Source organism: Variovorax sp. FW305-3-2-15-B-LB1, assembly GCF_058787635.1.
Map to the genome: position 1 here is coordinate 44,009 of NZ_JBYSZY010000020.1, position 19,358 is coordinate 63,366.

General features: G+C 69.5%; 19 protein-coding genes. 8 read left to right on the forward strand and 11 right to left on the reverse strand.

Annotated elements, in window-relative coordinates:
- Positions 1-31: 31 nt before the first annotated feature.
- Genes AC3WQR_RS14775 through AC3WQR_RS14795 form a run of 5 tightly spaced genes read right to left on the reverse strand, consistent with a single transcriptional unit; the run spans position 32 to position 4,082 of the window.
- A complete protein-coding gene (locus AC3WQR_RS14775) occupies positions 32-826 on the reverse strand; it encodes an ABC transporter permease (protein WP_492742500.1) in 795 nt (264 codons plus the stop codon).
- Positions 823-1,593, reverse strand: a complete 771-nt coding sequence (locus AC3WQR_RS14780) for an ABC transporter permease (RefSeq protein WP_307582603.1) — start codon at positions 1,591-1,593, stop codon at positions 823-825. Before AC3WQR_RS14780 ends, AC3WQR_RS14775 begins: the two co-directional genes overlap by 4 nt.
- Positions 1,586-2,371, reverse strand: a complete 786-nt coding sequence (locus tag AC3WQR_RS14785; RefSeq protein ID WP_139703481.1) for an ABC transporter ATP-binding protein — start codon at positions 2,369-2,371, stop codon at positions 1,586-1,588. The genes AC3WQR_RS14780 and AC3WQR_RS14785 overlap by 8 nt, the downstream gene beginning before the upstream one ends.
- Positions 2,368-3,315, reverse strand: a complete 948-nt coding sequence (locus tag AC3WQR_RS14790) for an ABC transporter substrate-binding protein (protein ID WP_492742501.1) — start codon at positions 3,313-3,315, stop codon at positions 2,368-2,370. The genes AC3WQR_RS14785 and AC3WQR_RS14790 overlap by 4 nt, the downstream gene beginning before the upstream one ends.
- Entirely contained in the window at positions 3,312-4,082 is a 771-nt protein-coding gene (locus AC3WQR_RS14795) for a TetR/AcrR family transcriptional regulator (RefSeq protein WP_492742502.1), read from the reverse strand. Before AC3WQR_RS14795 ends, AC3WQR_RS14790 begins: the two co-directional genes overlap by 4 nt.
- 100 nt (positions 4,083-4,182) lie before the next feature.
- Between AC3WQR_RS14795 and AC3WQR_RS14800 the strand changes: the two genes are divergently transcribed.
- Both AC3WQR_RS14800 and AC3WQR_RS14805 read left to right on the forward strand, forming a co-directional pair.
- A complete protein-coding gene (locus AC3WQR_RS14800) occupies positions 4,183-6,177 on the forward strand; it encodes an acetoacetate--CoA ligase (RefSeq protein WP_492742503.1) in 1,995 nt (664 codons plus the stop codon).
- Between the two features lie 7 nt (positions 6,178-6,184).
- Positions 6,185-6,652: a YbaY family lipoprotein gene (locus AC3WQR_RS14805; protein WP_070061382.1), complete on the forward strand. Its 468-nt coding sequence runs from the start codon at positions 6,185-6,187 to the stop codon at positions 6,650-6,652.
- A gap of 36 nt (positions 6,653-6,688) precedes the next feature.
- Here AC3WQR_RS14805 and AC3WQR_RS14810 read toward each other — a convergent pair whose 3' ends face one another.
- Positions 6,689-8,653: an adenylate/guanylate cyclase domain-containing protein gene (locus AC3WQR_RS14810; protein WP_492738623.1), complete on the reverse strand. Its 1,965-nt coding sequence runs from the start codon at positions 8,651-8,653 to the stop codon at positions 6,689-6,691.
- A gap of 226 nt (positions 8,654-8,879) precedes the next feature.
- Positions 8,880-9,593, reverse strand: a complete 714-nt coding sequence (locus AC3WQR_RS14815) for a 2OG-Fe(II) oxygenase (protein ID WP_492742504.1) — start codon at positions 9,591-9,593, stop codon at positions 8,880-8,882.
- A gap of 120 nt (positions 9,594-9,713) precedes the next feature.
- Here AC3WQR_RS14815 and AC3WQR_RS14820 point away from each other — a divergent pair, with 120 nt between their 5' ends.
- Positions 9,714-10,220, forward strand: a complete 507-nt coding sequence (locus tag AC3WQR_RS14820) for a GFA family protein (RefSeq protein WP_492742505.1) — start codon at positions 9,714-9,716, stop codon at positions 10,218-10,220.
- Positions 10,221-10,259: 39 nt separating this feature from the next.
- Here AC3WQR_RS14820 and AC3WQR_RS14825 read toward each other — a convergent pair whose 3' ends face one another.
- On the reverse strand, positions 10,260-11,189 hold the full coding sequence (locus AC3WQR_RS14825; RefSeq protein WP_492742506.1) for an AraC family transcriptional regulator: 930 nt from the start codon (positions 11,187-11,189) through the stop codon (positions 10,260-10,262).
- An 11-nt stretch (positions 11,190-11,200) separates the two neighbouring features.
- Positions 11,201-12,103: a LysR substrate-binding domain-containing protein gene (locus tag AC3WQR_RS14830; RefSeq protein WP_492742507.1), complete on the reverse strand. Its 903-nt coding sequence runs from the start codon at positions 12,101-12,103 to the stop codon at positions 11,201-11,203.
- Between the two features lie 185 nt (positions 12,104-12,288).
- Between AC3WQR_RS14830 and AC3WQR_RS14835 the strand changes: the two genes are divergently transcribed.
- The 3 genes from AC3WQR_RS14835 to AC3WQR_RS14845 are packed head-to-tail and all read left to right on the forward strand — an operon-like array spanning position 12,289 to position 15,207.
- The gene (locus AC3WQR_RS14835) at positions 12,289-13,488 is read left to right on the forward strand and encodes an acyl-CoA dehydrogenase (RefSeq protein WP_492742508.1); all 1,200 of its coding nucleotides are present in this window, start codon (positions 12,289-12,291) and stop codon (positions 13,486-13,488) included.
- 8 nt (positions 13,489-13,496) lie between these two features.
- Positions 13,497-14,735 (forward strand): CaiB/BaiF CoA transferase family protein, encoded by a 1,239-nt coding sequence (locus tag AC3WQR_RS14840; RefSeq protein ID WP_492742509.1) that lies wholly within the window; start codon positions 13,497-13,499, stop codon positions 14,733-14,735.
- Between the two features lie 13 nt (positions 14,736-14,748).
- Positions 14,749-15,207 (forward strand): VOC family protein, encoded by a 459-nt coding sequence (locus AC3WQR_RS14845; protein ID WP_492742510.1) that lies wholly within the window; start codon positions 14,749-14,751, stop codon positions 15,205-15,207.
- Here the strand turns inward: AC3WQR_RS14845 and AC3WQR_RS14850 are convergent.
- Positions 15,204-15,662 (reverse strand): CopD family protein, encoded by a 459-nt coding sequence (locus tag AC3WQR_RS14850; protein ID WP_492742511.1) that lies wholly within the window; start codon positions 15,660-15,662, stop codon positions 15,204-15,206. The two genes, AC3WQR_RS14845 and AC3WQR_RS14850, sit on opposite strands and share 4 nt — an antisense overlap.
- 56 nt (positions 15,663-15,718) lie before the next feature.
- Positions 15,719-16,696, reverse strand: coding sequence for a LysR family transcriptional regulator (locus AC3WQR_RS14855; RefSeq protein ID WP_492742512.1), 978 nt, complete (start codon positions 16,694-16,696; stop codon positions 15,719-15,721).
- Positions 16,697-16,809: 113 nt separating this feature from the next.
- On the opposite strand from AC3WQR_RS14855, the gene AC3WQR_RS14860 reads away from it, so the two are divergent.
- Complete coding sequence (locus AC3WQR_RS14860; RefSeq protein ID WP_492742513.1) at positions 16,810-18,159, forward strand: DUF3100 domain-containing protein; 1,350 nt, start codon at positions 16,810-16,812, stop codon at positions 18,157-18,159.
- 25 nt (positions 18,160-18,184) lie between these two features.
- Positions 18,185-19,354, forward strand: a complete 1,170-nt coding sequence (locus AC3WQR_RS14865) for a M20 aminoacylase family protein (protein WP_369645805.1) — start codon at positions 18,185-18,187, stop codon at positions 19,352-19,354.
- The last annotated feature ends 4 nt before the right edge of the window (positions 19,355-19,358 follow it).

A 19,358-nucleotide genomic window follows, 5' to 3' on the forward strand; every position in this document is an offset into this window, starting at 1 on the left:
GTGTAGGTTTTGAAGGAATCGATCGAATCGGTCAGGGCTGCTGCCAGCGCAGCAGGCGCTTTTCGGCCAAGGCCAGCAGCGCGTTGCTCACGAAGCCGATGAGCCCGAGCAGCACGATGCCGGCGAACAGATCGCTGGCGCGGAAGGCGCGCGCCGCCAGCAGGATGGCCTGGCCCAGGCCGCTTTGCGAGGCGATCATTTCGCCCACCACCGCGACGATGAGCGCGATGGTCAGCGCCAGCCGCATGCCGGCCAGGATGTCGGGCATGGCGTTGGGCAGGCCCATCTTCCAGATGTACGCGGTGCGCGACATCTGCAGGCAGCGCGCCACTTCCGACAGGCGCGGCTCCACGGCCGCGAAGCCGTGCACCGTGGCCAGCAGCACCGGCCACATCGCGCCGAAGGCGACCACGAACAGCACCATCCCGGGGTTCAGCCCGAAGATCGAAATGGCCAGCGGCAGCAGCGCCGACGCAGGCAGCGGGCGGATGAACTCCAGCGTCGGCTGCACCCACGCGCGCACCGCGGGCGACACGCCGATGGCCGCGCCCAGCAGCACGCCGAAGAGCGACGCCAGCAGCCAGCCTTCGACCATGCGGCCGACCGTGGCCTGCGTGAAGGCGAGCAGTTCGCCGTTGCCATCGTTGCCCGAAGAGAGATTGAGCCCTTCGAGCAGGCTCGCGAAGGTGGCCTGCGGCGTCGGCAAAAACACGCGGCTGACCCAGCCCGCGTTGCTCGCCACCCACCACAGCGCGACCAGCGCGAGCAGCACGGCCACGGAGCCCAGCCACCCCAGATCCAGTCGGTCGTTGCGGTTGTTGTTCATGGCTGCACCCCCATGCGTCGCGCGACCCAGGCCTGCAGGCGCACCATGCCCGCGTTGACCGCGAAGCCCACCACGCCGATCCAGCCCAGCCACGCGAGCATCAGCGCGGGGTCGAAGCTCTGCTGCGCAATCATCATCGCGTAGCCCATGCCGTGCGGATTCGCGGCGATCTCGACCGTCACCGCCACCACCAGCGCCACCGCCACGCCCAGGCGCAGCGCGACGAACAGGCGAGGCACGATGGCCGGCAGCACGATCTTGAAGGCACGTTCGCGCGCCGACAGCCCGAGCACGCGGCTCACCTCGAGCAGCCGGGGCTCGATCTGCTGCACCGCCGACTGCACCAGCACCAGCAGCGGCCAGAAGGTGGCGAAGGCGACGATGGCCACCTCCATGCGCACGCCGAAACCGAAGCCCAGCATCGCAAGCGGGATCAGCGCGACCGACGGCACGGGGCGCAGCACCTCGATGGACACGGCGCCCAGCTGCGCCGCACGGCGCGAGAGCCCGAGCACCAGCCCGAGTGCAATGCCGAGCACCGCACCCAGCAGCAGGCCCAGCGCCGCCGTGCCCAGCGTGAAGCCCGTGGCCTGCCAGAGCGAGCCGTCCATGGCCGCGCCGACGAAGGCCTTGGCCGCTGCGCTCGGCGGCGCCAGCGCATCGCTGCCCAACGCCGCCGCGCGCCGCGCGTACCACTCGAAGGCGCCGACCAGCAGCGCGGGAAACACCCACGGCCGCAACCAGCGCAAGAGGCGGCCTTCAGTCATGGCCTTGCTCGATGAAGGCGAACAGCTCACGCCGCAACTGCAGGTACTCCGGATGCTCCTTGGTCGTCAGCTGGTCGCGCGGGCGCGGGATCTTCACGTCGATCATCCGCGCCAGACTCGGCCGCCCCGGCCCGGGGTTGGCCTGCAGCGCGATCACGCGGTCGCCGAGGTAGATGGCTTCTTCGAGGTCGTGCGTGACGAACAGCACCGTGAGCCCGTCGTCGCGCACCAGCCGCGCGAGCTCGTCCTGCAGGCTCTGGCGCGTGAGTGCATCGAGCGCGCCGAAGGGCTCGTCCATCATCATCAGCTCGGGTTTCTGCGCGAGGCAGCGGGCAATCTGCGCGCGCTGCTGCATGCCGCCCGACAGCTGCACCGGAAACTTGTGCGCGTGCTTGGCGAGCCCGACCTTGCCGAGCACGTCGGCAATGCGCGGCGCGCGCTCGGCCGCGGGCACGCCGGCCGCTTCAAGTGCGAGGCTCACGTTGCCTTCGACCGTGCGCCACGGCAGCAGCGCGCGGCCGTAGTCCTGGAACACGAAGGCCACTTCGCGTGAGGGCGCCGTCATCGGCACGCCCTTGCGCCGCACCTCGCCGGCACTGGCGGTGACGAGGCCGCTGGCTGCGCGCAGCAGCGTGGTCTTGCCACAGCCGCTCGGGCCGACGATGCACACGAACTCGCCGCGCGCCACGTCGAACGAGGTGGGCGACAGGATCTCGCGCCCGCCGAGGCGGATGGTGACGCCGTCGAAGCGCAGGAAGGAATCGGCGGCCGCGCTCACTTGGCGATCAGCTTCGCAACGTCGATGTTCGTCTTGAGCATGTCCTGCTCCTTCATGAGCCCGGTCCAGTAGCCCAGCTGCTTGTCGGTGACGACCGGGCCGGGCGGCGAGACCTGCACCTTGGCCAGCACCTCGGGCGGCAGCTTGATGTACTTGCCGATCGCTGTGCGCACCTTGGCGTCGTTCTTCGGCTGCTGGATGAAGGCGCCGGCCTCGACCAGCGCCTCGCGGAAGGCGCGCGCGGTGGCGGGGTTCTTTGCCACCCACTCGCGCTTGGCCGCATGCACGATGGTCTGGTTGTTCTCGGGCAGGAAGGTCGAGTAGTACGAGGCCACGTAGCCCGCGCCGCTCTCGGTGATGCGGCTCATGAACGGGTCGGCCGACACCACCGCATCGACCGAGCCGCCGCGCAGCAGGTCGGCATGCTGCGGGAACGCGGCCTCGATGAAGTTGACCTTGCGGTAGTCGACGCCGCTGTCCTTCAGCCACGCGCGGAAGGTCACGTGCAGGAAGGCGCCGAGCCCCGGCACGCCGATCTTCTTGCCCACGCAGTCCTGCGCGTTCTTGATGCCCGAGCCCGCGCGCGCCACGAGGCCGAAGCCCGTGATCGTCTTCGAGGTGAGGCCGCCGCCGGCCACCAGCACGAGGTCGAGCCCGCCATCCACGGCCTGCAAGAACACCGAAGGCGTGGGCCCGCCGATCTGCAGCGAGTCGGACTGCAGCGCAGCCGGGATGGTGGAGTTCAGCGGAATGAACTTCAGCTCCACGTCGAGGCTGCGCTTCTTGAAGTAGCCCTCTTCGGCCGCCACGAAGACCGAGGCGAAGTCGGTCACCGCCGTGTAGCCGAACACGATCTTCGGGTGGGCCTGCTGGGCGCGCGCAGGCAACGAGGCGGTGGCCGATGCGGCCGCGAGCGCCGACAGCAGGGTGCGTCTTTTCATCATGGCTGGGGTCTCCTGGGGATGGTCTTTTTCGTGCGTGAGGGCTTGGCGGCGGCGGCCTTGGCGGCCGCTTTCGGTTTCGGCAGCGCGGCGCGCAGGCCGCCGGCGATGAAGTTCACGAGCATCGGCGCCACGGCCGGGTCGGCGCGCGTGTTCTCGCCGCGCGAGAGCCGTTCGATGCGGCTGTCGGTCAGGTGGTGCAGCAGCGCGCCCAGCGCGAACTGGTAGCCCCATGCGACCTGGCTGCGCGTGGCGTGCGGCAGCGCCACGTGCAGTGCGTCGATGTAGGCTTCGGCCAGCGGGTCGAAGTAGCCGCGCAGCACGCGGTCGGCTTCCTCGGTGGCGTGGTACAGCTCGCGCGCCACCAGCAGCGCGTAGTACTCGCCCTCGGTGCTCGCGCGCAGCGCCAGCACGGGCGCGGTGAAGGCCTCGATGATGCGCGGCAGCGTGCGCGCGTCGTCGGGGTCGATGGTCACGGCCGCGAGGCGCGCCAGCCGCTCGTCGATGCTGTGGCTCCAGTGCTCGAAGATCGCGTGGAACAGCTCGTGCTTCGGGCCGAAGTAGTAGCCCACCAGCGCGAGCGGCACGCCGGCTTCTTCGGCGATCTGGCGGATCGTCACGGCGTGGTAGCCGTGCTGTGCGAAGAGCTTCTCGGCCGCCAGCAGGATCGCCTGGCGGCGGTCGGGCCGGGCGGCCTCGGGCGCGACGGTCGAGGCGCGTGATGCAGGCGAGGCGCTGCGTTTTCGGGCCGGCGGTGTGCGAGCGTTCATGGGGGCGTATTGAACGGCTGTACAAAAATGTTGAACACACGTACAAACCCTGAGGTCAACCCTCATTGAGCACGGCCGTTCGCGGCGCTACGCTCGTGGCATGCCCGCTCCCAACATCCCCCAGATCCGCCTTTATCAGAACTGGCTGCGCGACACGCGCGGCCTGGCCTTCGACAGCTACGACGCGCTGTGGCGCTGGTCCGTCACCGACCTGGACGCCTTCTGGCAGAGCATCTGGGACTACGCCGGCCTGCGCTCGCCCACGCCGCACACAGCGGTGCTCGCCGAACGCCGCATGCCCGGTGCGCGCTGGTTTCCCGGTGCGCAGGTCAACTACACGCGCGAGGTGCTGCGCCACGCCGACGCGGCCCATGCGGCCGGCCTGCCCGCCATCGTGAGCGACAACGAACGCGGCGAGGTGCGCGAGCTGTCGTGGCCCGAACTGCGCCGGCAGGTGGCCGCGGTGGCGCTCACGCTGAAGTCGCTCGGCGTGCGCCGCGGCGACCGCGTGGCCGCCTACATGCCGAACGTGCCCGAGACCATGGTGGCGTTCCTCGCGTGCTCCAGCATCGGCGCGGTATGGAGCGTGTGCGCGCCCGACATGGGCACGGCCGCCGTGGCCGACCGCTTCCGCCAGATCGAACCCACGCTGCTGATCGCGGTCGACGGCGTGCACTACGGCGGCAAGCCGCTGGACCGCAGCACCGTGCTGCAGGAGTTGCGCGGCCAGCTGCCGAGCGTGCAGAAGCTGCTGCTCGTGCAGTCGCCCTTTGCCGCGAACGCGGTGGCGCACGACGTCGAATGGCAGCAGGCCATCGCGCGCGACGATGCCGAAGTCGCAGCCTTCGAGCCCGAGTGGCTGCCCTTCGACCACCCGATCTGGATCGTCTATTCGAGCGGCACCACCGGCCTTCCCAAGCCCATCGTGCACGGGCAGGGCGGCATCCTGCTGACCATGCACGCCTGCGGCCTGCACAACGACGTGGGCGCGAGCTACGGTGCCAACAACTTCGGCGAGCGCTACCACTGGTACAGCTCCACGGGCTGGGTGATGTGGAACTCGCAGCTCTCGGGCCTGGCCTTCGGCGCCACCATCTGCATCTACGACGGCAACCCGGCGGGCAGCAAGGACAAGCCCGACTGGGGCGTGCTGTGGCGCTTCGTGGCGAAGCACCGCGTCACCTTCTTCGGCGCGGGCGCGGCCTACTTCACCAACTGCATGAAGGCGGGGCTCGTCGCGAAAGACTGCGGCGACCTGTCGCGCGTGCGCGCGCTCGGCAGCACCGGCTCGCCGCTGCCCGACGAGGTGCAGCGCTGGGGCTCGCAGCAGATCCTCGACGCGGGCTCCAAAGAGGTGTGGTGGTGCAACATCTCGGGCGGCACCGACTTCTGCGGCGCCTTCGTCGGCGGCAACCGCGAGCTGCCCGAAGTGCCGGGCCAGATGCAGTGCCGCGAACTCGGCCACGCGGTCGAGGCCTGGAACGAGCAGGGCCAGCCGGTCATCGGCGAGGTCGGCGAGCTGGTGTGCACGCAGCCCATTCCGTCGATGCCGCTGTACTTCTGGGGCGACGAAGGCAATGCGCGCTATGTGTCGAGCTACTTCGACACCTACCCGGGCGTGTGGCGCCACGGCGACTGGATCAAGATCGGCAGCGACGGCGGCTGCATCATCTACGGCCGCAGCGACGCCACCATCAACCGCCAGGGCCTGCGCATGGGCACCAGCGAAATCTACAGCGCGGTCGAAGGCCTGCCCGAGGTGCTCGACTCGATGGTGGTCGACCTCGAGTACCTGGGCCGCGACAGCTACATGCCGCTGTTCGTGGTGCTGCGCCCCGGCGTGGCGCTAGACGACGCGATGCGCACGCGCATCAACAATGCGATCAAGACCTCGCTGTCGCCGCGCTTCGTGCCCAACGACATCTTCCAGGTGGCCGAGATTCCGCGCACGCTGTCGGGCAAGAAGCAGGAGCTGCCGATCAAGAAGCTGCTGCTGGGCCAACCGATCGAGAAGGTCGTGAACCGCGAGGCGATGGCAAACCCCGGCAGCCTGGACTGGTATGTGGCTTTCGCCGCGCAGCGGGCCTCCGCATAATGGGGCGATGAAAAGACGCACCAGCCTCCTCATGCTCTCCGCCGTTGCCGGCGCCTCCGTCCTGAGCGCTTGCGCGGGCGGCTCGCCCGGCACGCCGGCCCAACCCGCCGCCGCACCGCTGCGGGTGACGGGCACCGTGGCCTACCGCGAGCGCATCGCACTCGACCCCGCGGCCGAAGTGCGCGTGCAACTGCTCGACGTGTCGCGCATGGACGCGCCCTCGGTCGTGCTCGCCGAGCAGCGCATTCCCGCCAACGGCAAGCAGCCGCCCTTCGCCTTCGAGCTCAGCGTCGATGCCGCGCGCATCGACCCGCGCATGCGCTACGCCGTGGCGGCACGCATCACGCGCGGCGAGCAGCTGCTGTTCATCAACGACACGCAGTATTCGGTGCTCACGCAGGGCAACGGCACCACCGCCAACCTGATGCTGGTGCGCGTGGCCACGCCACCGCCGCCGCCGCGTCCCTCGCGCTGATCGACCGACCCGCGCGACAGGCTCGCGCGGATCAGATCAGGTCAGCAATTCGTGGAGCACCATGCGCGTCTGCCGGCCGCGCAGCTCCACCAGCTCTTCGATGCGCCGCGTGGCCAGCCGGCCGTTCAGGGCCGCGTAGGTGACTTCCGAGATCAGCATGCGCGTGCCCAGCTGGCGGTTCGCGCCTTCGATGCGGCTGGCCACGTTCACCACGTCGCCGAACGCCGTGTACGACAGCCGGTCGTTCGAGCCCAGCACCCCCGCCACCACCACGCCCGTGTGAATGCCGATGTGCGTGCGGAACTCGGGCAGGCCCTGTTCGGCCCACTGCCGGTTGAGCTGGTGCATCTCGACGTGCAGCTCGAGCGCGGCGCAGCAGGCCTTGTACTCGGCGTCTTCCAGGTCGGCCGGCGCGCCCCACAGCACCATGATGCCGTCGCCGATGAACTTGTCGATCACGCCGCCGTGGCGCGCGAACACCGCGGCCGCGAGGTTGAAGTACTCGGTCAGCTGGCGCACCAGCACATCGGCCGCGATCGATTCGGAGATCGACGTGAAGCCTTCCACATCGGTGAACATCACCGTCACCTGGCGCGGCGAGCCGTTGGGTGCGAGCGCGTGGCCCTGTGCCACCAGCTGGTTGATCACGTCCACCGGCACGAACTTGCTGAAGGCCTTGAGGCTGCGCGCCGAGTCGTCGAGCGCCTGGTCCAGGTGCTGGATCTCGAGCACGCGGCTGGGCTCGCGCGGCAGGTTGTCGAGCTCGAGGCGGCCGATGCGGTGCGCGATGCGCGACAGGTTCTCGACCGGTGCCGTCACCAGCTTCGACAGCTTGAGCGACATGTACAGCGCCAGCCCCAGGAACACCAGCGCCAGCAGCAGCGACCACGCCACCGCGCGGCGCAGGCCACCCAGCAGCACGTCTTCGGGCACCCAGCTGACCAGCTGCCAGCCGGTGGCGGGAATGCGCGAGGCCTGCACCAGGTAGCGCCGGCCTTCGTGGCTGAAAGCGAAGGCCTTGTCGCTGCCGCTGCCGGCGATGCCGTCGGCCACCATCTGTGCGTTCAGTGCGCCGAGCGCGCCCGTGGGCGCTTCCAGCGTGTGCAGCACGCCCGGCATGTCGCTGCGCGCGAGCACCTTGTGGTCGGCACTCAGCAGCGCGCTGTTGCCGTTGCCGTTGCGGCTGAACAGGCGCACGAACTCCGACAGCCGGCCCAGCGACACGTCGCCCGCCACCACCATCGCCTGCGGGCTGCCCTCGGCCTGGCGGCGCTGGCTGGGCAGCGCGTAGGTCACGCCCAGCTCCTGCGCGGCGGCGAACACATAGGGGACGGTCCAGACCGGCCCCTGCGTCTTGCGCGCCTGCACGAACCAGCTGCGCTGCGTCGGGTTGTAGTTGCTGCGGTAGGCCTCCACGCGCTGCGTGGCAAAGCGCTGCTGCACGTCGGCCTCGGAGCCCAGCGGCAGCTTGTACTGCCAGGTCTCGGTGGTGAAGCCGTCGCCGCGCGCGATGTGCCGGATCGCCGGCACGGGGTAGCGCAGCGCCATCAGCATCTTGCCCTCGACGTTCGCCACGTAGACGCTGTCGAGTTCGGGCGACTGCTGCAGCAGCGTCCACAGGAGCTCGGCCGTGCGGTCCACGTTCTCGCCCGCGGGCGTGAGGCTGGGCGAGCTGCCGATCGCGCCGACCGCCGACTCGGCCTTGGCCAGGAAGGCCAGCACCTTGTCTTCAGTGCGGTCGTGGTTCGACTTGTGCGCCGAGGTGCCGATCGTCGTCACCAGCCGCTGCGAGCCCCAGTAGCCCAGCGTGACCAGCAGCAGCGACTGCGCGAGCGCCACGGCACTGACGATGGAGCCGACATCGACCCGGAAGCGACGCGGGCGTCTGGGCGGGGGACTCTCGGCGGTGGAAGGGGACGGGGATGGTGGCACCGGCGTGGTGACGTGCGCGAAAGACGGGCGACCCGTCCCATCCGGAGGCCCGGACGATTCCTTGTACATACAGCTCCCTGACGACAACTCGGAACGGACCCCGGCTCCTCCTCACGAGGTCGTGGTCCGGCGTCCGGAGGGGGTTGCGGGGCCGATCGTGTACGCCGGCCATCCTGGCAATCCCCCGGATGCGCGCGGGATTTTCGCCTGTATTTGGTACATGTGTGCAACTTTGCACGCTTGGTGCGATGTTGCTGCGCCCGAGGGCTTGATTGCGAACGGACGTTCGTTCTATTCAGCGCGCGTCGTGAAAGATCAGGCCCAGCGTGTGGCGCTGTCCGCTGCGCACGCGGCTCACGCCGTGGCGCATCGTCACGCGGTAGCTGCCGCGTGTGCCCGCCACGGGCCGCTGGTTCACCGCGAAGATCACGGCCTCACCCTGCGCGAGCGACACCACCTCGGCGCGCGACTGCATGCGCGGGCGCTGCTCGGTCAGCACGAACTCGCCGCCCGTGAAGTCTTCACCGGGCCGGCTCAGCAGCACCGTGAGCTGCAGCGGAAATTGCAGGTCGCCATACAGGTCCTGGTGCAGGCAGTTGTAGTCGCCCTCGCCGTAACGCAGCAGCAGCGGGGTGGGGCGCAACTGGCCCGCCGCGTGGCAGCGCGCGAGGTAGGCCGCGTGGTCCGGCGGGTAGTCGGCCGGCTGGCCCATGGCCGCAGCCCAGGCATTGGCCAGCGGCGCGAGGCGTTCGTACAGCGCGCCGCGAAACGCCACGAGCCTGGACGGCAGCGGGTTCGCGAAGTACTGGTACTCGCCCTGGCCGAAGCCGTGGCGCTGCATGACCACGCGGCTACGAAAGCGCGCGCCCTCGTCGTACATGGCCGTGAGCGCGGCGCATTCCGCGGGCGTGAACAACGCTCCGGTGACGGCACAGCCGCGCGCGGCGAGGTCGGCATCGATGCGGGGCCAGTCGAGGGCGTGGATGCGGGCGGCGACGGAAGAACTCATGCGGGCAGTGTCGCGCGGTGGCGGGATGCGGGCTCGCCGTTTTCGGACGCGGGTTTCGGTGGGGCAGGGCCCGGCTTGAGCGATCATCCTGAAGACCCAGCCTGAAAGCATTCACATTCAATGAGCACCCAGAACCACACCCCTCAAGACACCGCCAACGACTGGCAACTCCCCTGGACCGGCGGCTGCCGCTGCGGCCAGGTGCGCCTGCGCATCACCGCACCGCCGCTGCTGGCCATGGCCTGCCACTGCACCGGCTGCCAGCGCATGAGCGCCAGTGCGTTCTCGCTGTCGTTGGCCATCCCCGCGCCGGGCTTCGAAGTGGTGTCGGGCGAGCCCGTCGTCGGCGGACTGCACGGCGAGGAGTCGCACCACTTCTTCTGCCCGCACTGCAAGAGCTGGATGTTCACGCGCACCGAGGGCATGGACTATTTCGTCAACCTGCGCGCCACCATGCTCGACCGGCACGAATGGGTCGCGCCCTTTGCGGAAACCTGGACCGACGAGAAGTTGCCGTGGGCCACGACGCCCGCGAAGCACAGCTTCGGCACCTTGCCTGCGATGGACGCCTTTCCGGCGCTGATCGAAGCCTATGCGCGGGAAGGCGCCCGGCCCGCGAAGGGCTGATCGCGCCGCGCTGGCCAGTTGCCGGCCCGCGCCTTTCATTCAGAGCGGCGCGATCGGAATGCAGATGTCGCATTCGAACGCGCTTGTCTTCTCGTCGAAGGCCATGTCGGGCGCGTAGTACTCGAACGCGGGCCGGCTGTCGAACTGGAAGCCGCTCGCGGGCAGCCAGTCGCGCATGAGGCGCGTCCATGCGTCGTTGATCTCTTCGGGCAGGCCCTGGAACCGCAGCGCGGCATAGCGTCCGCCCGGCAGCACCGTCTTCTGGAAGCCGCCATCGGGCACGAAATCGTCGGGCACTTCCACGCAGGCGTCGTAGCGCGAGTGCTCGGGCGCGGTGATGCTCGGGTCGTCGTGGCTGATGCCGTAGCGCGCATGCGACCACAGCTTGTGCGCGCCGATCCAGGGCGCGGCCTTCTCGGCCCAGAACGCGCCCACCGGCGCGCCGAACGGGCCGGTGTAGCGCAGGTAGGCGATGGTGACGGGAGAGCGGGTGATCAGCTGGACATTCACAGGTGGCTCCTCGTGCGCAGGATTGCGCGTTGGAGATCCATTCTTCGTGAAGCCGTGCAGGGCGATCTGATCAGGATTGCTATTGCGTGACGGGTCGTCGCAGGGCAAAGACCAGTCGTGCGATGCACGCCACGCGCTGGGCGCGCTGCCGAAATGCGCGCGGAACGCGCGGGTGAACGCCTCGCCCGAACCGAAGCCCACCGACACCGCCGCCTCGAGCACCGACAGGCGCGGCTGTGTCGCGAGCCGCAGCGCGGCCACCTCCACGCGGCGGCGCCGGATGTAGTCGCCCAGCGTCTCGCCGGCCCAGGCTGCGAAGAGGCGATGGAAGTGGTACGCCGAGAAATGCGCCACGTCGGCCAGCACCGCGAGATCGAGTGCCTCGTCCAGGTGGTCGTCGATGTGCGTCAGCACCTTGTGCATGCGCCATTCGTACTCGGAGCGGCTGTCGCGCGGCATGGCGCGCATTCTCAACCTTGGCGGGCCTGCGCGAGCAACCAATCACTGAACAACTTCAACAACGGCCGCTGATCCGCCCGCTCCGGCGTCACCAGGTAATAGCTGCGCTCCCCCGACAGCGCCCGCGGGCAGGCCACCACCAGCTCCCCGCGCGCCAGTTCGTCGGCCACCAGCATCGTCGGCATCAACGCGACCCCGAGCCCGTGTGAGGCCGCCGCGGCGAGGATCGAGAACAGCTCGTAGCGCGGGCCGCCGCGGGCGGTGGGGGCGTCGACCTGCTGCGCGTCGAACCACTGGCGCCAGCCGTCGGGGCGCGTGCTCTGCTGCAGCAGCGGCATCCGCGCGATGGCGGCGGGCGACACGGCCTTGCCGTGGGGCAGCAGCGAAGGGCTGCACACGGGCACCACGTCTTCATGCATGAGCAGCAGCGCGCGCGTGCCGGCCCAGTTCTCGACCTGCGCGGGCGTGCCGGCGTACAGCGCGGCGTCGAACTCCGCGTCGGCAAAGAGGAAGGGGCGGGTGCGCGTCTCGATGTGCACCACCACGTCGGGCTGCAGCGCCGCAAAACCGCGCAGGCGCGGCACCAGCCAGCGCGTGGCGAAGGTGGGCACCGCCGCCAGCGACAGCGACCCGCCTTCGCCCTGGTGCGCCATGGCGTCGAGCGTGTCGCGCTCCATGGCCTCCAGGCGGCGGGCGATCTGGCGCGCGTAGGCGGCGCCGCTGGCCGTGAGCGCCACGCCGTGCCGCGTGCGGCGGAACAGCGCCACGCCCAGGAAGGCCTCGAGCGCCCCGACCTGGCGCGACACCGCGCTCTGCGTGAGCGCCAGTTCCTGCGCGGCGCGCGTGTAGCTCTCGTGGCGCGCGGCGGCGTCGAAGCACACGAGGGTCTGCAGGGGCGGGATCTTGCGGCGCATGTATGCCGGAAGTGTATGACTGGCGGATTGGTTTCACCAGTAAATCAACAAGATGTGTCTCTCGAGATGTGCGTCAGACGCATATCTGGGTGAGGATTCATCGTTTGCGCCGGGCCTCCTGCGTGGCTACGATCGACCGCATTCCCCCTTCTTTTGTTTCTTCTTCCTTTTCCGGAGACATCCACATGGCCGCCAAAGCGCAATTCCACTGGGACGACCCCCTTCTTCTCGACCAGCAACTGACCGACGAAGAACGCATGATCCGCGACGCGGCCAACGCCTACTGCCAGGAGCGCCTGGCGCCCCGCGTCATCGAAGGTTTCCGCACCGGCGAAACCGACCCCGCCATCTTTCGCGAAATGGGCGCGCTCGGCCTGCTCGGCCCGACGATCCCCGAGCAGTACGGCGGCCCCGGCCTGAACTACGTGGCCTACGGCCTGATCGCCCGTGAAGTCGAGCGCGTCGATTCGGGCTACCGCTCGATGGCCAGCGTGCAGAGCTCGCTGGTGATGGTGCCGATCTTCGAATTCGGCACCGAAGCGCAAAAGCAGAAGTTCCTGCCCAAGCTCGCCACCGGCGAATGGATCGGCTGTTTCGGCCTGACCGAACCCGACCACGGCTCCGACCCCGGCAGCATGGCCACGCGCGCCAAGAAGGTGCCGGGCGGCTACGCGATCAGCGGCTCGAAGATGTGGATCAGCAACTCGCCCATCGCCGACGTGTTCGTGGTGTGGGCCAAGGAAGTCAGCGAAAGCGGCACCGTCGGCCCGATCCGCGGCTTCGTGCTCGAAAAGGGCATGAAGGGCCTGACCGCTCCCGCCATCCACGGCAAGGTCGGCCTGCGCGCCAGCATCACCGGCGAAATCGTGATGGACGGCGTGTTCTGCCCTGAAGAAAACGCGTTCCCCGAAGTGCAAGGCCTCAAGGGTCCGTTCACCTGCCTGAACAGCGCCCGCTACGGCATCTCGTGGGGCGCCATCGGTGCCGCCGAAGACTGCTGGCACCGCGCCCGCCAGTACACGCTGGACCGCAAGCAGTTCGGCCGCCCGCTCGCCGCCAACCAGCTCATTCAAAAGAAGCTGGCCGACATGCAGACCGAGATCACGCTGGGCCTGCAAGGCAGCCTGCGCCTGGGCCGCATGAAGGACGAAGGCATCGCCGCAGTGGAAATCACCTCGATCATGAAGCGCAACAACTGCGGCAAGTCGCTGGACATCGCCCGCATGGCGCGCGACATGATGGGCGGCAACGGCATCAGCGACGAGTTCGGCGTGGCGCGCCACCTGGTGAACCTGGAAGTGGTCAACACCTACGAAGGCACGCACGACATCCACGCGCTCATCCTGGGCCGCGCCATCACCGGCATCGCCGCTTTCGCGAACTGATCAGACGCATGAGCACCAAGCCCGCAGCACTCGACGGCATCAAGGTCCTCGATCTGTCCCGCGTGCTCGCGGGCCCGTGGTGCACGCAGATCCTCGCGGACCTGGGCGCCGACGTCGTCAAGATCGAACGCCCTGGCGTCGGTGACGACACGCGCACCTGGGGCCCGCCCTTCGTGAAAGACGCGAACGGCCACGACACCGACCAGGCCAGCTACTTCACCTCTTGCAACCGCAACAAGCGCTCGGTCACCATCGACATGGCCACGCCCGAAGGGCAGGCGCTGCTGCAGCAGATGGCGGCGCAGGCCGACATCGTGGTCGAGAACTTCAAGACCGGCGGCCTGAAGCAGTACGGCCTCGACCAGGAAAGCCTGCGCGCGGCCAACCCGCGCCTCATCTACTGCAGCGTGACCGGCTTCGGCCATGACGGCCCCTACGCCGAGCGCGCGGGCTACGACCTGATGATCCAGGCCATGACCGGCATGATGAGCATCACCGGCCGCCCCGACGGCGAACCCGGCGGCGGTCCGTTGCGCGTGGGCGTGGCGCTCACCGACCTGTTCACGGGCGTCTACGCCAGCACCGCCATCCTCGCGGCGCTGCAGGTGCGCGACCGCACCGGCGAAGGCCAGCACATCGACATGGCGCTGCTCGACGTGGGCATGGCCATCCTCGCCAACCAGGCGAGCGCCTTTCTCAACACCGGCAAGGCGCCGGGCCGCCAGGGCAACACGCACCCGAGCCTCGCGCCTTACCAGGACTTTCCGACGCAAGACGGTTCGATGCTGCTGGCCATCGGCAACAACGGCCAGTTCGCGCGCTTCTGCGAAGCCGCCGGCCACGCCGGGTGGGCCGCCGACGAACGCTTTGCGACCAACACGCTGCGCGTGAAACACCGCGGCGTGCTGATCCCGATGATGGAAGAACTCACGCGCACCCGCACCACCGCCGACTGGGTCGCGCTGCTCGAAGACAAGGCCGTGCCCTGCGGCCCCATCAACGACATCGCGCAGGCCTTCGACGACGCGCAGGTCCAGGCGCGCGGCCTGGCCGTCACGCTGCCGCGCGATGCGGGCGACGGCATTGCCAGCATCACCGGCGTGGCCAGCCCGCTGCGCCTCACGGCCACGCCGCCGGTGCTGCGCCGCGCACCGCCCGCGCTCGGACAGCACACGCAGGAGGTGCTGGCCGAGATGGGCGTCGACGCCTCGCGCTTCGAGGCATTGCGCGCGGCCGGGGTGGTCTGACACACTGGCGGGCATGACGCGCTCGCCTGCTTCGTCTCCTGTTGCTTCCGCAGCCGATGCGGCCCCGTTCGCGGTGCTGCGCATCGACCACGTCGTGCTGCGCGTGCGCGACGCCGCGCGGTCCATGGCCTTCTACTGCGACGTGCTCGGCTGCACGCTCGAGAAGCGCCGCGACGACCTCGGCCTCGTGCACCTGCGCGCCGGCAGCAGCCTCATCGACCTCGTCACGCACGACGGCAAGCTGGGCCGCCAGGGCGGCGCGCTGGCCGGGCGCGAGGGGCGCAACGTCGATCACCTGTGCCTGCGCATCGAGCCCTTCGACGAGGCCGCGATCCGCGCGCGCATGGCGCGGCACGGCGTGCCGGTGCAGGGCGAGGTGCAGAACAACTTCGGAGCCGAGGGCAGCGGCCCCTCGATCTACCTCGAAGATCCCGATGGCAACGGCGTTGAGTTGAAGGGGCCTGCGGCCTAGCCGCCGCGCCCCATCACCGCCACCGCGAACACCACCACGCCCAGCGCGAGGTTCAGCGTCACCAGCTGGCGCACGGTATTGAGCCGCGCGGCCGCCACGGGCCAGGCGCTGTCGTCCACCGCGCGGCGCAGGGCGCGGAACACCGAGGCGCGGATGTAGACGTAGATCGCCGCCATCACGAGCGCGATGCCCATCATGGCCTCGACGCGCCAGTGCACTGCGCGAAAGCCGCCGGTCGCGAGGATCATCGCGAAGCCGCTCACGAACAGCAGCGTGACCGACGCGTCCACCCCGATGAAGAAGCGCCGCAGCGTCGCGGCCATCATGCGTAGGCGCAGCGGCGGCTCCAGCGTGGCGACGGCGGCGGGGCGCACCGCAAAGTGCATGACGGCCATGCCGCCGACCCAGAAGGCGGCGCACAGCAGGTGAATGAAGAGGGGAGCGAGGTAGGACATGGGCTCCGATCAGAACACCGAACCGTGCGCGCACGCAACGCAAGCCCCCATGCCCTTCAACCCGTCGCGCCGCGCCCGCGCGTGCTCGCACGGGGCTTGGCGGTGCCTGTGCCCGCGATCGAGTCGGCATAGCGCTTCATGTCCGCCACCACCTGCCGCAGCAGCGTCGCCGCGGCCGGCGGCAGCAGGCGGCCGTGGCGCGACACGATGTGCGAGCGCCCCTGCGACAGCAGCGGGTTCTTCATCGGCAGCTCGACCAGCGACGGGTGGTCGGCATTGGGCGTGAGCGAGATGCGCGTGCCCAGCGTGTAGCCCAGGCCCGCCGACACGAAGTGGCCCAACGCGCTGAACGAGGTGGTGGTCAGCAGCGCGGGCAGCCGCACGCCCTCGCTGATCTCGGCCGCCTCGATGTGCTGGCGCACGCCGAAGTTGCGGTGCAGCGTGGCGCCGGGGTAGGGCAGCAGGTCGGCCAGCTTCAGCGGGCGCCCGAGCTGCGCGAGCGGGTGCGAGCCCAGCACCATGGCCTGGATCGGCTGCGCGTGCGACTGGTGCGAGGTGAGCCGCTCGTCCTTCGGCGGCTGGAACAGCATGCCGATGTGGGCACGTTCCTCGATCACGCGGCGCACGATTTCGTCGGTGCTGGCGACGTCGAGGTTCACCGTGATCTTCGGGTGGCTGGCCATGAAGATGCGCAGGCTGTGCCGCATCAGCCAGTCGACATAGCCTTCGCCGGCCACGATGTCGATGTGGCCGCTCTCGATCTTGCGGATGCTGTCCATCTGCGCCAGCAGGTGCTGCTTCTGCCCCTGCTGCCTTCGCACGTAGCCGGCCAGCAGCTGGCCCGCGTCGGTGGGCACCACGCCGCGTCCGTGGCGCTCCAGCAGCGGCAGGCCGCACTCGGTCTCCAGGATGCCGATGGCGCGGCTCACGGCCGACGGGTCCATGTCGAGCACGTCGGCCGCGCCGCGCACCGAGCCGCTGTCGAGCACCTGCATGAAGTAGCGCACCCGGCGGGTGTCGAGCTTGTCGTCCATGGCGGTCGTCTCCGAGTGTTGCATTCAATGCAACGAATATCCTTATTTGCAGTCATTGATGCAAGAGGCTTGCCGCCCGAAACTCGCCGGCACCCCTCGAACACCCTCCACCCATGACCTCCGCCGCCTCCACGATTGCAGCCGTCGCGCCGTCCACCGCCGCCGGCAAACTCAAGCTCCTCGTCGTCACCCTGGTCCTCGTGGCCGTGGCCGAACTCATCGGCCCGACGCAGTTCAGCGTCGGCCCCGGCAAGGTGGTGCTGCTGCCGATGCTGTGGGCGCTGCTCATGGCCGCCGCCTGGGGCATCGCGCACCGGCGCGTGCCGGGCGTGGTGCGCGTGGCCACGGCGCAGCAGTCGCTGGCCGGCGGCCTGCTCAACGCGGGCCTGCTGCTGTTCGTGGTGAAGCTGGGCCTCACGGTCGGCGCCGCGCTGCCGCAGGTCAAGCAGGCCGGCTGGGCGCTGCTGTTCCAGGAGTTCGGCCACGCGCTGGGCACCCTGGCGCTGGGCCTGCCGCTGGCGCTGCTGCTGGGCATCAAGCGCGAGGCCGTGGGCGCCACCTTCTCGGTGGGCCGCGAGGGCAACCTCGTGATCATCGGCGAGAAGTACGGCATGGCCTCGCCCGAAGGCCGCGGCGTGCTGGCCGAGTACATCACCGGCACCGTGCTGGGCGCGCTCTTTATTGCGATGCTGGCGGGCTTCATCGCCAGCCTGCACATCTTCGACCCGCGCTCGCTGGCCATGGGCGCCGGCGTGGGCTCGGGCAGCCTGATGGCGGCGGCGCTGGGCGCCATCGCCGCGCAGAGTCCGCCCGAGATGCTGCCGCAGCTCACGGCGATTGCCGCCGCGTCGAACCTGCTGACCACCGTGGCCGGCTTCTACTTCACGCTGTTCCTGTCGCTGCCGCTGTGCTCGTGGCTCTACGGCAAGCTGGAGCCGGTGCTGGGCCGCTTCTCGAAGCATGGCGCACAACAGGGCGCTGCCGTGGACGCAGGCGCGAACGTCTCGAGCGCCGACGTGGCCCACGCCGCGCCGACGTCGCTGCGCGACACGCTGCTGGCCTGGCTGGTGGTGGGCGGCGGCGTGCTCATCGGCAATGCCGTGACCTACAAGGTGCCGGTGCTGGTGTCGCTCGAAGGCGTGCTCGCCGTGGTGGCGATTGCCGGCGCGGTCGAAGCCATCAAGCGCTTCGTGCCGCGCCTGCCGATGGTGCTGGTGCTCTCGGTGGTGGCCACCGTGGTCGGCATCCCGGGCCTGTTCCCGTTCTCCGACGCGCTGATCGCGATCACCGCCAAGCTCAACTTCCTGGCCTTCACCACGCCAGTGCTGGCGCTGGCCGGCTTCTCGGTCGCCAAGGACCTGCCCGTGTTCCGCCGCCTCGGCTGGCGCATCGTGGTGGTGTCGCTCACCGCGACGGCCGGCACCTTCCTCGGCGCCACGTTCATCGCCGAGTTCTTCCACTGATTTCATCCTACGAGAGATTCACGCCATGTACCGCGACCCCGAGATTGCCGAAGACACCCGTGCCCGCATGCTCAGCTGGCGCCGCGACATCCACGCCAACCCCGAGACCGCCTTCGAGGAACACCGCACCGCCAACGTGGTGGCCAACGCGCTGATGCTCATGGGCCTGCCCGTGCACCGCGGCCTGGCCGGCACCGGCGTGGTCGGCACGCTGAAGAACGGCGAGGGCCCCAGCATCGCGCTGCGCGCCGACCTCGACGCGCTCAACATGCAGGAGCTCGGCACGCAGGCGCATGCCTCCAAATGCGTCGGCAAGATGCACGCCTGCGGCCATGACGGCCACACGGCCATGCTGCTGGGCGCGGCCGAGCACCTGTCGCGCCACAAGCCTTTCCAGGGCACGGTGCACTTCGTGTTCCAGCCTGCCGAGGAAAACGAAGGCGGCGGCCGCGTGATGGTGGAAGAGGGCCTGTTCGAGCAGTTCCCGGCCGACGCCGTCTACGGCATGCACAACTTCCCGAGCCTGCCGCGCGGGCGCTTCGCGATCCGCAAGGGCACCATGACGGCCTTTCTCGACACCTTCGAGATCGTCATCACCGGCAAGGGCGCCCACGGCGCCATGCCCGAGACCGGCATCGACTCGGTGGTGATCTCGGCCCAGCTCATCAACGCGCTGCAGACCATCGTGAGCCGGCGCACCGGCGCCACCGACGCGGCCGTGGTCAGCGTCACGCAGATCCACGGCGGCGACACCTGGAACGTCATTCCCGAGACCGTGGTGCTGCGCGGCACCGTGCGCACGCTCGACGCGGCCATCCAGGACAAGACCCAGGCGGCGATGCAGCAGATCTGCGACGGCGTGGCCGCCACGCACGGCGCCAAGGTGGCGCTCGAATATCGCCGCGGCTACCCCGGCGTGGTCAACACGCCGGCCGAGACCGACGCGGCCATCGCGGCGGCGGCCAGCCTGGTCGACCTCGAACAGGTGCACACCGACATCCCGCCCGCCATGGGCTCGGAAGACTTCGCCTTCATGCTGCAAAAGCGCCCCGGCGCCTACATCGGCATCGGCGCGGGCGAGGGCCCGAACGACCCGAACGTGCACAACCCGTACTACGACTTCAACGACAACATCCTGCCTCTCGGTGCGGCCTACTGGGTGGCGCTGGTCAAACAGCAGCTTCCGGTCGCATGATGCG